The organism is Ramlibacter sp., assembly GCF_036383835.1.
In the GTDB taxonomy this organism is placed as follows: domain Bacteria; phylum Pseudomonadota; class Gammaproteobacteria; order Burkholderiales; family Burkholderiaceae_C; genus Ramlibacter.
In genome coordinates this window covers 1-14,097 of sequence record NZ_DASVNN010000119.1, presented here as the reverse complement: position 1 = coordinate 14,097, position 14,097 = coordinate 1, and the positions used below count along the sequence as shown (strand labels likewise).

The following is a 14,097-nucleotide window of genomic DNA, read 5'->3' as shown; positions in this document are numbered from 1 at the left end:
CTGCGGCTTGTAGGCCGAGGCGATGCCCGAGAACACGTTGCGCGTGCGGCCCTCGCCCACATCCAGCGTGAGCTGCAGCAGCTTGGTGGACCCTTCGACGGCCTTGCACTCGACGATCTTCGCGATGCGCAGGTCGATCTTCACGAAATCGTCGATCGCGATCGTCGGCGCGATGTCTTCGCCCCCCGGCTTCTCGCTCCCTCCCCCTGCGGGGGAGGGTTGGGGTGGGGGCGCTTCCGCTCCCGCCGCCTCGAACAGCGCATCCAGCTGCTTTTCTTCGACGCGCTGCATCAGGTGCTTGTAGCTGCCGACTCCGTGGCCGGCCGGCATCGGCTGCGTGGCGCTGGTCCAGTCCAGCGGCTCGCACTGCAGGAAGGCCTCGGCCTGCACCGCCAGGGCCGGCAGCACGGGGCGCAGGCAGGCGGTGAGCAGGCGGAACATCTGCAGGCACCAGCTGCCGACGGCCGCGGCTTCGTCGCCCTTGCCTTCCTTGGCCAGCTTCCAGGGCGCGGCGGCATCGAAGGCCGTGTTGACCTGGTCGGCGACGGCCATGACCTCGCGCAGCGCCCGGGCGTAGTCGCGGGTCTCGTACAGCCCGCGCACGGCCTGCACCAGGGCCTGCGGGTCGATCGCGGCCAGGGGCTGGCCCGCCACCAGCCTGCCGCCCGGGACGAACTTGACGGCGCGGCTGGCGATGTTGACGTACTTGCCCACCAGGTCGCTGTTGACCCGCGCCATGAAGTCCTCGGCGTTGAAGTCGATGTCCTCGTTGCGGCCATTGAGCTTGGCGGCGAGGTAGTAGCGCAGCCACTCGGGGTTCATGCCGAGCGACAGGTATTTCAGCGGGTCGAGGCCGGTGCCCCGGCTCTTGCTCATCTTCTCGCCGTTGTTCACGGTGAGGAAGCCGTGCACGAAGATCGCGTTGGGGGTCTTGCGGCCGCTGAAGTGCAGCATCGCCGGCCAGAACAGCGTGTGGAAGGTGATGATGTCCTTGCCGATGAAGTGGTACTGCTCCGACGCCGGGTCCGCGATGAACTCCTCGTACGAGCGGTTCTCGCCGGCCGCCTTCGCGCCGCCCCGGTCGAAGTAGTTCTTCAGCGAGGCCAGGTAGCCGACCGGCGCGTCGAGCCACACGTAGAAGTACTTGCCGGGTGCGTCCGGGATCTGGATGCCGAAGTAGGGCGCGTCGCGGCTGATGTCCCAGTCGCCGAGGGCCGTCTTGCCGTCGTCGCCGGGCACCAGCCATTCGCTGATCTTGTTCAGCACCTCGGGCTGCACCGTGCCGCTGGCCGTCCAGCGCTTCAGGAACTCCATGCTGCGCGGGTCGGACAGCTTGAAGAAGAAGTGCTCGGAGGTCTTCAGCACCGGCTTGGCGCCGGACAGCGCCGAATACGGGTTGATCAGGTCGGTGGGCGAATAGACCTTGCTGCACACCTCGCAGTTGTCGCCGTACTGGTCCTTCGCGTGGCAGTTCGGGCACTCGCCCTTGATGAAGCGGTCCGGCAGGAACATCTGCTTTTCCGGATCGAAGAACTGCTCGATGGTCTTGCTCGCGACGAGGCCGTTGGCCTTCAGGTCGCGGTAGATCTGCTGCGCGAGCGCCGTGTTCTCCGGGCTGTGCGTGGAGTGCCAGTTGTCGAAGCGGATGTGGAAGCCGTCCAGGTATTCCTTGCGGCCGGCGGCGATCTCGCCCACGAAGGCTTCGGGCGTCTTGCCCGCCTTCTCCGCGGCGATCATGATCGGCGCGCCGTGCGCGTCGTCCGCGCCCACGAAATGCACCATGTTGCCCGCCATGCGCTGGTGCCGCACCCAGATGTCGGCCTGGATGTACTCCATGATGTGGCCGATGTGGAACTTGCCGTTGGCGTACGGCAGGGCGGTGGTGACGAAGAGCTTGCGCTGGGACATGGGGTCTTTCCGGGGGAACCGGGCATTTTATTCGTGGTGGGTACACTTGGCGGGAAGTACACAGAGACAAGCTTGATGGCCACCCAGGAACAACTGCTCGCGGCTCTCGCGGGCGTCAAGGACCCGAACACGGGCAAGGATTTCGTTTCCACGAAGTCCGTGAGGAACGTGCATGTCGAAGGCGGCGACGTCTCCTTCGAGGTGGAACTGGGCTACCCGGCCAGGAGCCAGGTGCCCGACCTGCGCAAGGCGCTGATCGCCGCGGCCAAGGCGGCGCCGGGCGTGAGCAACGTCTCGGTGAACATCACCACCCGGGTCGTCTCCCATGCGGTGCAGCGGGGCGTGCAGCTGATGCCCAACGTGAAGAACATCATCGCCGTCGCCTCCGGCAAGGGCGGCGTGGGCAAGAGCACAACCGCCGCCAACCTGGCGCTGGCGCTCGCCGCCGAAGGCGCCCGGGTGGGCGTGCTGGATGCCGACATCTACGGCCCCAGCCAGCCCATGATGCTGGGCATCGACCGCCGCCCCGAGAGCGAGGACGGCCAGACCATGGAGCCGCTGGAGAACCACGGCATCCAGGTCATGTCGATCGGCTTCCTGGTGAACCAGGACGAAGCCATGATCTGGCGCGGCCCGATGGCCACGCAGGCGCTGGAGCAGCTGCTGCGCCAGACCAACTGGAACGACCTCGACTACCTGATCGTCGACATGCCGCCCGGCACCGGCGACATCCAGCTGACGCTGTCGCAGCGCGTGCCGATGACGGGCGCGGTGATCGTGACCACGCCGCAGGACATCGCGCTGATCGACGCGCGCAAGGCCGTGACCATGTTCGAGAAGGTGGGCGTCCCCATCCTCGGCATCGTGGAGAACATGGCCGTGCACGTGTGCGGCAACTGCGGCCACGCCGAGCACATCTTCGGCGAGGGCGGCGGCAAGCGCTACGCGCAGGAAAAGGACATCGAGTACCTGGGCGCGCTGCCGCTGGCGCTGCACATCCGCGAGCAGGCCGACAGCGGCAAGCCGACGGTCGTGGCCGATCCCGACAGCGAGGCCGCGAAGATCTACAAGGCCGTCGCGCGGCAGGTGGCGATCAAGATCGCCACCAAGGCCAAGGACTTCTCCTCGAAGTTCCCGACCATCACGGTGTCGAAGAACACCTGAAGACGCAGCCATGAGCGACCGTCCCGCCATCGACGTCGCCGTGGTGATGCGCAAGGTGCCCACCTCGAGCCGCTGGCAGCCGTTCCGCTGGGAGCTGGCCGAGGTGCTTGCGCAGGTGGAGGACCTCGGCAGCGAGCCGAAGCTGCTGCACCAGGGCGCGGACGGCGCCGAAAGCTGGCTGCACCCGGGCTTCCGGGTCGAGCTGTTCCGCGACGAGGCGGAGGGCTACTACCTGAACGTCACCACGCCGGCACCCGGCTGGTTCGTGCTGTGGCGCATGGAGGAGGCAGCCAGCGTGGCGCCGGAACCGATCCCGCGCCCGGTGGTCGTGTCGCTCAGCTACCACGAAGCCGGCCGCTGGCTGGACGCGCAGGAAACCGTCGAAAACGTGCCCGCGCCGCCCGAAGTGGTGGAGTGGATGCGCGCCTTCTCCGAGGCGCACTACGTGCCCGAACCCCGCAAGCGCAAGCGTCCGGAGAGCTTCAAGAGGCTGGAAGACCGCTTCGGCAATCCGGCGTCGGTGACGACGGAGAAGAAGTACGGCGGAGGCGAAGGCCATGGCTGATGGATTCCTGGGCCGCTGGAGCCAGCGCAAGGAACTGGCGAGGCAGGGGAAGGAGCTGGCGCCGGAGCCGGAGGTCCAGCCCTCACCCCAGCCCTCTCCCGCGAGCGGGAGAGGGAGTGAGGTCGCGGCTGTTGCCGAGGCGCGCCCGGTCGAAGAGCCGCCGCAGCTCCCCACCCTCGAAGACGTCCAGTCCCTCACCCGCGACTCCGATTTCTCGCGCTTCGTGCAGCCCGGTGTCGCGCCCGAGGTGAAGAACGCGGCGATGAAGAAACTCTTCTCCGATCCGCACTTCAACGTGATGGACGGCCTCGACGTCTATATTGACGATTACTCCAAGCCCGATCCGATCCCGCCCGAGATGCTGAGGCAGCTCGCCAGCGCGAGCTTCCTGGGCCTCTTCGACGAGAAGAAGGAGGAGAAGGAGCCGGAGGAAAGCGCCGAGGGCAGGGATCGCGCGGATGACCGGCCGCCCCGATCCGTGGCACAGTCCAGCAACCGGACCGAGCAAGCATTACCGCCGGCCGAAGACCATGCCGACCCTGATCTGCGACTGCAACAAGACGATGCCCCTGGACCCGAAGGCCCTGGGGAAGACTCTCGATGAACCCCTGACGCTGCACTCGACGCTGTGCCGGCGCGAAGCCGGCGCGTTCCAGCAGGCCGTGAAGTCGGGCGACGACGTGGTGGTTGCCTGCACCCAGGAAAAGCGCCTGTTCGGCGAACTGGGGCAGCAGACCGAAGGCGCGGTGTCGCCGATCCGCTTCGTCAACATCCGCGAAACCGGCGGCTGGAGCAAGGACGCGCGCGGCGCGATGCCCAAGATCGCCGCGTTGCTGGCCGCGGCCAAACTGCCCGAGCCCGAGCCGGTTCCCACCGTCACCTACAAGAGCGCCGGCCGCCTGCTGCTGATCGGCCCGCTGGAGGAAGCGGAGCGCTTCGCCCACGTGATCGGCGATGCGCTGGACATCACCATCTTCTCGCGCGGCGGCAGCGGCGAGCAGGAGCGCCGCTATCCCATCGTGGGCGGCCGCATCGAGAGCCTCACCGGCTGGCTGGGCGCCTTCCAGCTGGCGTGGTCGCAGGACAACCCGATCGACCTGGACCTCTGCACGCGCTGCAATGCCTGCGTCGCGGCCTGTCCCGAGCAGGCCATCGGCCTGGACTACCAGGTCGACCTGCAGGCCTGCAAGAGCCATCGCGCCTGCGTCAAGGCCTGCGACGTCGCCGGCGCGATCGACTTTGCGCGCGAGCCGGTCGCGCACACCGACACCTTCGACCTCGTGCTGGACCTGCGCCGGCAGCCCGCCTTCGTGCAGCACGCGCCGCCGCAAGGCTACTTCCACCTGCCGCCGGAGCAGGAGAACGGCCCGCGCGCGCTCGACGTCGTGCTGCGGCTGCGCGAGCTGGTGGGCGAGTTCGAGAAGCCGAAGTTCTTCGTCTACAAGCAGAAGCTGTGCGCGCACAGCCGCAACGAGAAGGTCGGCTGCAACGCCTGCATCGACATCTGTTCGGCCGAGGCGATCGCCAGCGACAAGAGCCGCCAGCAGATCAAGGTCAACCCGAACCTGTGCGTGGGCTGCGGCGCCTGCACCACCGTGTGCCCGACCGGCGCGCTGGCGTTCGCGTATCCGCGCGCCAGCGAGCAGGGCACGAAGATCCGCACGCTGGTGTCGACCTTCGAGAAGGCGGGCGGCAACGCGCCGATCCTGCTGCTGCATTCGCAGGAACGCGGCCAGCACCTGGTGGAGGAACTCGGGCGCGCCGCGCGCGTGGGCGCCGCCGAAGGCGTGCCGGCCAACGTGATCCCGCTGGCGGTATGGCACGTCGCCAGCACCGGCATCGACCTGTGGCTCACGGCCGTGGCGCAGGGCGCCGCGCACGTCGCGCTGCTCGCCACCCACGAGGAGGCGCCGCAGTACCTGGAAGGCCTGCAGGCGCAGATGCAGGTCGCCGAAGCGATCCTCGAAGGCCTGGGCTACGACGGCCCGCACTTCAGCCTGCTGCAGGGCCGCAGCGCCAGCGACCTCGACCAGGAGCTGCAGCTGCTCGCCAGGCGCCGCGGCGCGGTGCCGCGCGAACGCGCCCGCTATGCCGTCTCGGTCGAGAAGCGCACGACGCTGGACCTCGCGCTCGACCATCTCGCCGAACAGGCGCCGCGCAAGCCGGAAAGCATCGCGCTGCCGGCCGGGGCGCCGCTGGGCAACGTGCTGGTCGACAAGGACAAGTGCACGCTCTGCATGAGCTGCGTGGGCGCCTGCCCCGCCAGCGCGCTGCAGGACAACCAGACCTCGCCGCAGCTGCGCCTGGTCGAGAAGAACTGCGTGCAGTGCGGGCTTTGCGCGACGACCTGCCCCGAGAACGCGATCACGCTCGAGCCGCGCCTGCTGCTCACGCCGGAGCGCAAGCAGGCGCGCGTGGTGAACGAGGCCAAGCCGTATGGGTGCGTGCGCTGCGGCAAGCCCTTCGGCACGCTGAAGGGCGTGGAGGCCATGCTCGGCAAGCTGGCGGGCCACGCCATGTTCCAGGGCGCCGCGCTCGAGCGCCTGAAGATGTGCGGCGACTGCCGCGTGATCGACATCTATTCGAGCCAGGACGAATCGCGCATCACCGACTCATGACGCAGAACCCCGCCGCCAGCAGCGCGCTCGACGAGGAAACCGCGCGCGCCGAGATCTACGGGCTGCTCGCGCAGCTGTACTACGCCGCGCCCACGCCGGAACTGCTGGCCGCCTTGCGCGTGGCCGTCACCGAAGCGCCGGCACGGGGCGGCTTCCTGGAGGAGCCCTGGCGCGAAGTGGTCGGCGCCGCCCGCGCGCAGTCCGACGCCGCGATCGCCGACGAATACGACGCGCTCTTCGGCGGCGTCGGCAAGCCCGAGGTGTACCTCTTCGGCTCGCACTACCTCAGTGGCTTCCTCAACGAGAAGCCGCTGGCCCGCCTGCGCACGACGCTCGCGGAACTCGGCCTCGCGCGCGACGAGGCGATGCCCGAAACCGAGGACCACATCGCTTACGTCTGCGAGGTGATGCGTTACCTGATCGCCGGCGACGATATGGCGGTGGCCAACCTCACGAAGCAGTGCGAGTTCTTCTCCGCCCACCTGCAGCCCTGGGTCAAAGAGATGTGCGACGCGATCGCCGCCCATCCCAGGGCGAAGCTCTATCGCGCGCTGGCCGAGTTCACCCGCGCCTTCGCGAACGTCGAGGCACAGGGCTTCGACATGCTGGCTTAAGTCTTTCGCTCGACACGGCTTGCTGGTGCACCGCAGCATGCGTGCTGCGCAGTGTCGCAATTTGCGACGGACCCTGTCGCGCTCCTGTCTTCATCGCGTTTTCCCTAGGCGCCGCAACGCGTTTTTCGCTTGCCAACGATTGCCGCAGGGGAATGGCTCCACTACAGTATGAAGAGCATTTCATAAGAGCTTCAGGAGACGCTTATGTCCGAAAGCCGTAATCAGCCCTCCCGCCGGGGCTTCATGCTGGGAGCCGCCGTCGCCGGTGCCGCGACCGCCGCCGTCGTCACGCTGCCCAAGACCGTGGGCAGCGAAGCCCCCGTCACCGAAACGACTCCGCCCGCCCCCGAAAAAGGGGGCGGCTACCGCGTGACCGAGCACGTCAAGCGGTACTACAAGACCACGCTGATCTAACGCTGGAGAGTTCCATGTTGCTCACGAAGAAGTCGGGCGCCGCCCAGGCCAACCCGCGCTCGCCGTTCGTCCACAGTCTCCAGCGTGGCCTGAGCTCCGCGCTGCCGACCATGGATCGCCGTGCCTTCCTGCGCCGCTCCGGTCTCGGTGTCGGCGTCGGCATCGCAGCTTCGTCGCTCGTCCTGGTGAAGAAGGCCAGGGCCGCCGACGGCAAGGGTCCCGCCATCGGCGAGGGCCGCATCGAGGTCAAGCGCACCGTCTGCACCCACTGCTCGGTGGGCTGCGCGATCGACGCCGTGGTGGAAAACGGCGTGTGGGTGCGCCAGGAGCCGGTATTCGATTCGCCGATCAACCTCGGCGCGCACTGCGCCAAGGGCGCCTCGGTCCGGGAGCACGGCCACGGCGAGTTCCGCCTGCGCTACCCGATGAAGCTGGTGGACGGCAAGTACACCCGCATCTCCTGGGACCAGGCCCTCAACGAGATCTCCGGCCGCATCAACGACATCCGCAAGGCGAGCGGCCCGGACGCCGTCTACTGGATCGGCTCGTCGAAGCACTCGAACGAGCAGTCCTACCTGATGCGCAAGTTCGTGAGCCTGTTCGGCAGCAACAACTGCGACCACCAGGCGCGCATCTGCCACTCCACCACGGTGTCCGGCGTCGCCAACACCTGGGGCTACGGCGCGATGACGAACTCGTACAACGACATGCAGAACAGCAAGGCTGCGTTGTACATCGGCTCCAATGCCGCCGAGGCGCACCCCGTCTCCATGCTGCACATGCTGCACGCCAAGGAGAACGGCACCAAGATGATGGTGGCCGACCCGCGCTTCACGCGCACGGCGGCCAAGGCGGACCAGTACATCCGCATCCGCTCCGGCTCCGACATCCCGTTCCTGTTCGGCGTGCTGTACCACGTGTTCAAGAACGGCTGGGAAGACAAGAAGTACATCAACGACCGCGTCTACGGCATGGACAAGGTCCGTGAGGACGTGCTCGCCAAGTGGACGCCCGACAAGGTGCAGGAAGCCTGCGGCGTGCCCGAGGCCGAAGTGTTCAAGGTCGCGCAGACGATGGCGCTGAACCGGCCCTCCACCATCGTGTGGTGCATGGGCCAGACGCAGCACTCGATCGGCAACGCGATGGTCCGCGCCTCCTGCATCCTGCAGCTGGCGCTGGGCAACATCGGCATCTCCGGCGGCGGCGCCAACATCTTCCGCGGCCACGACAACGTGCAGGGCGCGACGGACGTCGGCCCCAACCCCGACTCGCTGCCCGGCTACTACGGCCTCACCGAAGGCTCCTGGAAGCACTACGCCACCGTCTGGGGCGTCGACTACGACTGGATCAAGGGCCGCTTCGCCAATGCCGGCATGATGTCCAAGCCCGGCATCACGGTGTCCCGCTGGATCGACGGCGTGCTCGAGAAGAACGAGCTGATCGACCAGGACCCGAACCTCAAGGCCGTCATCTACTGGGGCCACGCGCCGAACTCGCAGACCCGCGGCCTCGAGATGAAGAAGGCCATGGACAAGCTGGACCTGCTGGTCGTGGTCGACCCGTATCCGTCCGCCACCGCCGCCATGGCGGCCATGCCCGGCGACCCGGCCGACCGCAACCCGAACCGCGCGGTCTACCTGCTGCCGGCGGCCACGCAGTTCGAGACCAGCGGCTCCTGCACGGCATCCAACCGCTCGCTGCAGTGGCGCGAGAGGGTGATCGAGCCGCTGTGGGAAAGCCGCAGCGACCACATGATCATGTACCAGCTGGCCGACAAGCTCGGCTTCGGCAAGGAGCTGGTCAAGAACTACAAGATGCAGAAGGTCAAGGGCATGGACGAACCCCTGCCGGAAGACATCCTGCGCGAGATCAACAAGTCGAACTGGACCATCGGCTACACCGGCCAGAGCCCCGAGCGCCTGAAGGCCCACATGATGCTCATGGGGCAGTTCGACGTGAAGACGCTCAAGGCCAAGTCCAACGTCGTGGCGAAGTGGAAAGAAGTCGACGCCACCGGCAAGGAAGTCGAGAAGTCCTACGACATCGGCGGCGACTACTTCGGCCTGCCGTGGCCCTGCTTCGGCGCCCCCGAACTGAAGCACCCCGGCTCCCCGAACCTGTACGACACCACCAAGCACGTGATGGACGGCGGCGGCTGCTTCCGCGCCAACTTCGGCGTGGAAAAGGACGGCGTCAACCTGCTGGCCGAAGACGGCTCCGCCCCGGTGGGGTCCGAGATCGCCACCGGCTATCCCGAGGTCGACCACGTGTTCGCGAAGAAGCTGGGCTGGTGGAACGAGCTCACGCCTGCCGAACAGGCACTGGCCGAGGGCAAGAACTGGAAGACCGACCTCTCCGGCGGCCTGATCCGCGTGGCGATGAAGAACCACGGCATCCACCCCTTCGGCAACGCCAAGGCACGCGCGGTGGTCTGGAACTTCCCGGACCCGATCCCGCAGCACCGCGAGCCGATCTACAGCACCCGTCCGGAACTGGTCGCCAAGTACCCGACGCACGACGACAAGAAGGCCTTCTGGCGGCTGCCGACGCTGTACAAGACGCTGCAGCAGAAGAACGTCGCCGACAAGGTGCACGAGAAGTTCCCGTTGATCCTGAGCTCCGGCCGCCTGGTGGAGTACGAAGGCGGCGGCGACGAGACGCGCTCCAACCCCTGGCTGGCGGAACTGCAGCAGGAAGCCTTCGTGGAGATCAACCCGAAGGCGGCGGCGGCCCGCAACATCAAGAACGGCGACCGCGTGTGGCTGAAGACGCCGACGGGCGCGCAGCTGAACGTGCAGGCGCTGGTCACCGAGCGGGTCGGCCCCGACACCTGCTGGATGCCGTTCCACTTCGCCGGTCGCTGGCAGGGCGCGGACTTGCTGCCGCACTATCCGAACGGCGCGGCGCCGGTGGTGCGCGGCGAGGCGGTGAACACCGCCACGACGTACGGCTACGACAGCGTGACGATGATGCAAGAAACCAAGACGACGATCTGCAACGTCGAGAAGGTCGCCTGAGGAGCACGACATGGCAAGAATGAAGTTCATTTGTGACTCCGAGCGTTGCATCGAGTGCAACAGCTGCGTCACGGCCTGCAAGAGCGAACACGAGGTGCCCTGGGGCGTGAACCGCCGGCGCGTGGTGACGCTCAACGACGGCGTGCCGGGCGAACGCTCGGTGTCGGTCGCCTGCATGCACTGCTCCGATGCGCCCTGCATGGGGGTGTGCCCGGTCAACTGCTTCTACCGCACCGAAGAGGGCGTGGTGCTGCACGACAAGGACACCTGCATCGGCTGCGGCTACTGCAGCTACGCCTGCCCGTTCGGCGCGCCGCAGTTCCCGGCGGCCGGCACCTTCGGCGTGCGCGGCAAGATGGACAAGTGCACCTTCTGCGCCGGGGGGCCGGAGACGCACGGTTCGCAGGCCGAATTCGACAAGTACGGCCGCAACCGCCTGGCCGAAGGCAAGCTGCCTGCCTGCGCCGAGATGTGCTCCACCAAGGCGCTGCTCGGTGGCGACGGCGACGTGATCGCCGACATCTTCCGCACCCGCGTGCTCAAGCGCGGCAAGGGCGCCGAGGTCTGGGGCTGGGGCACCGCCTACGGCTCCAAGCAGGCCGGCCAGCCGCAAGGGGGCAAGTCGTGATCCGCGCCGCCCTCCTCATCGCCGCCGGCGCGCTCGCGCTGGCGGGCTGCGCCGAGCGCGAGCAGACCGCCTCGGGCATCAAGAGCGACCAGCAGGTGTACCAGGGCACCGGCAAGCAGCCGCCCTTCATGGCCGCCGGCTGGAAGCAGGGCGATCGCGCGGCCTGGGAGGCGCAGATCAAGACGCGCACGCAGGGGCAGAACGACTATGTCAAGGTTCCTTGAACTCGTCGCCGCGGCGGCGCTGACCTTCGGCGCCGCCGGTGTGGCGCTGGCGCAGCCGGCCACCGCGTCGCCGGGCGGCGCGGCCGGCTCGACGGCCGCCACGCCGGCTGCGAAGCCTTCCCAGGACGACCTTCCGCCGGCCCTGCCGGGCGCGGGCGGCATCCAGGGCCAGAACATCTTCGACGTGAAGCCGGAGGTGAAGCCCGATGCCGACAAGGACAAGGGCTACCTGGACCAGACCAACGGCCAGCGCAACGCGGTGCAACCCCACAACAACTCGCCGATGTGGCGCGAGGTGAAGAAGGGCATCACCGGCTACAGCTCGCTGCCGTACGCCGAAGCCGGCAACCTGATCCAGGGCCAGGTGCAGTACCCGGGTTCGAAGCTCACCAGCGCGGGCGAGGCCTGGCGCCAGGTGAGGAACCACTGGATCGTCCCCTACGGCGGCGCGCTGGTCCTCATCTCCATCCTGGCGCTGGGGATCTTCTGGTTCACGCGCGGCCCGATCGGGCACAACCCCGCGGTGGGCGGCGGCGGCCGGCGCATCGAGCGCTTCACGCCGCTGGAGCGCGCGGCGCACTGGACCAATGCCATCGCCTTCGTCGTGCTGGGCCTCTCCGGCATCGTGATGGCCTTCGGCAAGTTCTTCCTGCTGCCCGTCATCGGCCAGGTGCTGTTCGGGTACTTCACCTACCTGCTGAAGAACCTGCACAATTTCTTCGGCCCGCTGTTCGCCGTGTCGCTGGTGATCGTGATCATCACCTTCATCAAGGACGAATTCCCGCGCCGCGGGGACCTCGGCTGGCTCGCCAAGGCCGGCGGCGTGTTCAGCAAGGCGGGCAACGAACCGCCGACGCACCGCTTCAACGCCGGCGAGAAGGTCGTCTTCTGGATCGGCGTGGTGGTGCTGGGAGTGGTCGTCGTCGGCTCCGGCCTGGTGCTGGACAAGGTGGTGCCTGCGATGGACTACGTGCGCGCCACCATGCAGCAGGCGCACATGATCCACGCCGCGGCCGCCGTCCTGATGATCTGCCTGATCGGCTTCCACATCTACCTCGGCACGGTCGGCGTGCGCGGCGCCTACCGCGCCATGCGCGAGGGCTACGTCGACGAAGCGTGGGCGCGCGAACATCACGGCTACTGGTACGACGACATCCAGGCCGGGCGCATCCCCGCGCAGCGCAGCAAGCAGGCCGTCCCCGTCGTGAACGACACGCGGGCCGTGCGCCCCGTGTGAGGAGAGAGCTTTGAGCAAGAAACTGGTTTTCACCGCCTGCGCGCTGGCCGCTTCCAGCCTGGTCCTGGCCAAGCTTCCGCCGGTGGACGACGCGGCCAAGGCCAAGGCCGCCGAGACCGCCGCCAAGGCGGCCTGGCAGGGCAAGGTCGACGCCTACAAGCTATGCCAGGCGCAGGACCGCGTGGCGGCCCAGTACCGCAAGGGCGCCGCGTCCCGTCCGGCGGTGAACGTGCCGGCCGCAGCGACGGTGCCCACGGCCGCGGCGAATCCCGGAGCCTCCGCTGCAGCCGCGGTGCCCCCTTCGCCGACCCCTGCCTCGCCGTCGAACGCGGCCAACACGCCGGCCGCCTCGCAAGGCGGCGGCACGCCGGCTCCCACGGTGGCGGCGGCGCCGAAGATCCCGCCCTGCGCCGATCCCGGTCCCTTCGCCTACAACCCGCCGCAGCAGACGCCGCTGGAGGCCTCCGGCGCACATTCGCCTCCCGGCAACGCCGCCTCGCCGCCGAGCGTGAAGAACCATTCCGCGGAGATGGCGCCCGCCGGCCCGGCTTCGGCCCAGTCGAAGAAGCCCTGAAGAACGCCGCATCGCAGCGAAGGCCAGCCCACCCGGCTGGCCTTCTTTTTTGCGGTAGCCTCCGCGCATGACCCGTCCCGTGCTCACCGATGCCCGCGCGCCGCTGACCCGCAGCGTGCAGGTGGTCAACGCCCACGGCGAGGAAGAGGCGATCTCCATTCCCGCCGAGCGCGACCTCACGGTCTACGTCGACAAGCGCGAGCTGGTCACGCTCATGACGCTGGGCGCGCATCCCGAGTGGCTCGTGCTCGGCTACCTGCGCAACCAGCGGCTGGTGCGCTCGCTGGACGCCGTGGAGTCCGTCACCGTGGATTGGGACGTCGGCGCCGCCGCGGTACGCACGCGCGAAGGCATCGACGACATCGAGGAGCGCACGTCCCGGCGCGTGGTCACCACCGGCTGCGGCCAGGGCACGGTGTTCGGCGCGCTGATGGACGAAGTGGACAGCGTGCACCTGCCGGATGCGCGCCTGACGCAGGCGCAGCTCTATGCCATCGTGAACGCGATCCGGCTCCAGGAGAGCACCTACAAGTCCGCCGGCTCGGTGCACGGCTGCGCGCTGTTCCGCGGCGAGGAGATGCTGCTGTTCGTCGAGGACGTCGGCCGCCACAACGCGATCGACACCATCGCGGGCTGGATGTGGCTGCAGGAGGACAACGCGCATGCGGCCGCCCCCGACGCGCCGCTGGTGTTCTACACGACCGGCCGCCTCACCAGCGAGATGGTGATCAAGTCGGCGCAGATGGGCGTGGCGATCGTGGTGTCGCGCAGCGGCATCACCCAAATGGGCTTCGAGATCGCCGAACGCCTGGGACTGTGCACGGTCGGCCGCGCGACGGGCAAGCATTTCCTCTGCTACACCGGGCGCGAGCGCTTGCTTCTGCAGCCCGCGCTGGCCGGCACCCGCCTGCGATCCGAGACCTGAGAACTCGCGCGGCGAACGCGCCGGCGGCATCATCCGTCCATGGATGAGCTCGCCCTGGATCCTCCCGCCCACCTTCCCCTGGTCCCGATGCCGCTGCCGCCGCGGCCCGGGCTGGCCGCATGGTTCGTCGACGGCCTGCGCAGCGCGCTCCTGCTGCGCCCGCGCGTGACCGGCGAGCCGGCGCCGGCGCAATTCATCGCCCTGGTCCT

At 68.3% G+C, this 14,097-nt stretch carries 13 protein-coding genes; 12 read left to right on the top strand and 1 reads right to left on the bottom strand.

The annotated features are described in order from the left end of the window. A partial coding sequence (metG, locus tag VF522_RS18750; RefSeq protein WP_330909830.1) for a methionine--tRNA ligase occupies positions 1-1,908 on the bottom strand: 1,908 nt, incomplete at its 3' end. A gap of 75 nt (positions 1,909-1,983) precedes the next feature. Between metG and apbC the strand changes: the two genes are divergently transcribed. The 12 genes from apbC (at position 1,984) to VF522_RS18690 (ending at position 13,888) form a co-directional block, all read left to right on the top strand. Further along, a complete protein-coding gene (apbC, locus tag VF522_RS18745) occupies positions 1,984-3,072 on the top strand; it encodes an iron-sulfur cluster carrier protein ApbC (protein WP_414709560.1) in 1,089 nt (362 codons plus the stop codon). Between the two features lie 10 nt (positions 3,073-3,082). Further along, on the top strand, positions 3,083-3,637 hold the full coding sequence (locus VF522_RS18740) for a DUF3305 domain-containing protein (RefSeq protein WP_330909828.1): 555 nt from the start codon (positions 3,083-3,085) through the stop codon (positions 3,635-3,637). Then, a complete protein-coding gene (locus tag VF522_RS18735) occupies positions 3,630-4,241 on the top strand; it encodes a DUF3306 domain-containing protein (RefSeq protein ID WP_330909827.1) in 612 nt (203 codons plus the stop codon). The genes VF522_RS18740 and VF522_RS18735 overlap by 8 nt, the downstream gene beginning before the upstream one ends. Beyond that, positions 4,168-6,255 carry a 4Fe-4S binding protein gene (locus VF522_RS18730; protein WP_330909826.1) on the top strand — a complete coding sequence of 696 codons (2,088 nt, stop codon included), beginning with the start codon at positions 4,168-4,170 and terminating at the stop codon, positions 6,253-6,255. Before VF522_RS18735 ends, VF522_RS18730 begins: the two co-directional genes overlap by 74 nt. Continuing rightward, the gene (locus VF522_RS18725) at positions 6,252-6,869 is read left to right on the top strand and encodes a TorD/DmsD family molecular chaperone (protein ID WP_330909825.1); all 618 of its coding nucleotides are present in this window, start codon (positions 6,252-6,254) and stop codon (positions 6,867-6,869) included. The genes VF522_RS18730 and VF522_RS18725 overlap by 4 nt, the downstream gene beginning before the upstream one ends. A gap of 204 nt (positions 6,870-7,073) precedes the next feature. After that, positions 7,074-7,283, top strand: coding sequence for a twin-arginine translocation signal domain-containing protein (locus VF522_RS18720; RefSeq protein WP_330909824.1), 210 nt, complete (start codon positions 7,074-7,076; stop codon positions 7,281-7,283). 14 nt (positions 7,284-7,297) lie between these two features. Next, on the top strand, positions 7,298-10,300 hold the full coding sequence (locus VF522_RS18715; RefSeq protein ID WP_330909823.1) for a formate dehydrogenase subunit alpha: 3,003 nt from the start codon (positions 7,298-7,300) through the stop codon (positions 10,298-10,300). 10 nt (positions 10,301-10,310) lie between these two features. Continuing rightward, positions 10,311-10,928 (top strand): formate dehydrogenase FDH3 subunit beta, encoded by a 618-nt coding sequence (gene fdh3B / locus VF522_RS18710; RefSeq protein ID WP_330909822.1) that lies wholly within the window; start codon positions 10,311-10,313, stop codon positions 10,926-10,928. Continuing rightward, positions 10,925-11,152 (top strand): hypothetical protein, encoded by a 228-nt coding sequence (locus tag VF522_RS18705; RefSeq protein ID WP_330909821.1) that lies wholly within the window; start codon positions 10,925-10,927, stop codon positions 11,150-11,152. Before fdh3B ends, VF522_RS18705 begins: the two co-directional genes overlap by 4 nt. Beyond that, positions 11,136-12,389, top strand: a complete 1,254-nt coding sequence (locus VF522_RS18700; protein WP_330909820.1) for a formate dehydrogenase subunit gamma — start codon at positions 11,136-11,138, stop codon at positions 12,387-12,389. Before VF522_RS18705 ends, VF522_RS18700 begins: the two co-directional genes overlap by 17 nt. A gap of 10 nt (positions 12,390-12,399) precedes the next feature. After that, positions 12,400-12,963 (top strand): hypothetical protein, encoded by a 564-nt coding sequence (locus VF522_RS18695; protein WP_414709559.1) that lies wholly within the window; start codon positions 12,400-12,402, stop codon positions 12,961-12,963. A 67-nt stretch (positions 12,964-13,030) separates the two neighbouring features. Beyond that, positions 13,031-13,888 (top strand): formate dehydrogenase accessory sulfurtransferase FdhD, encoded by an 858-nt coding sequence (locus VF522_RS18690; protein WP_330909819.1) that lies wholly within the window; start codon positions 13,031-13,033, stop codon positions 13,886-13,888. Positions 13,889-14,097: the final 209 nt, after the last annotated feature.

Bases quoted from the DNA above. Each gene is read 5' to 3' on its own strand.
- apbC (WP_414709560.1), top strand. From the start codon at position 1,984: ATGGCCACCCAGGAACAACTGCTCGCGGCTCTCGCGGGCGTCAAGGAC.
- VF522_RS18740 (WP_330909828.1), top strand. From the start codon at position 3,083: ATGAGCGACCGTCCCGCCATCGACGTCGCCGTGGTGATGCGCAAGGTG.
- VF522_RS18735 (WP_330909827.1), top strand. From the start codon at position 3,630: ATGGCTGATGGATTCCTGGGCCGCTGGAGCCAGCGCAAGGAACTGGCG.
- VF522_RS18730 (WP_330909826.1), top strand. From the start codon at position 4,168: ATGCCGACCCTGATCTGCGACTGCAACAAGACGATGCCCCTGGACCCG.
- VF522_RS18725 (WP_330909825.1), top strand. From the start codon at position 6,252: ATGACGCAGAACCCCGCCGCCAGCAGCGCGCTCGACGAGGAAACCGCG.
- VF522_RS18720 (WP_330909824.1), top strand. From the start codon at position 7,074: ATGTCCGAAAGCCGTAATCAGCCCTCCCGCCGGGGCTTCATGCTGGGA.
- VF522_RS18715 (WP_330909823.1), top strand. From the start codon at position 7,298: ATGTTGCTCACGAAGAAGTCGGGCGCCGCCCAGGCCAACCCGCGCTCG.
- fdh3B (WP_330909822.1), top strand. From the start codon at position 10,311: ATGGCAAGAATGAAGTTCATTTGTGACTCCGAGCGTTGCATCGAGTGC.
- VF522_RS18700 (WP_330909820.1), top strand. From the start codon at position 11,136: ATGTCAAGGTTCCTTGAACTCGTCGCCGCGGCGGCGCTGACCTTCGGC.
- VF522_RS18690 (WP_330909819.1), top strand. From the start codon at position 13,031: ATGACCCGTCCCGTGCTCACCGATGCCCGCGCGCCGCTGACCCGCAGC.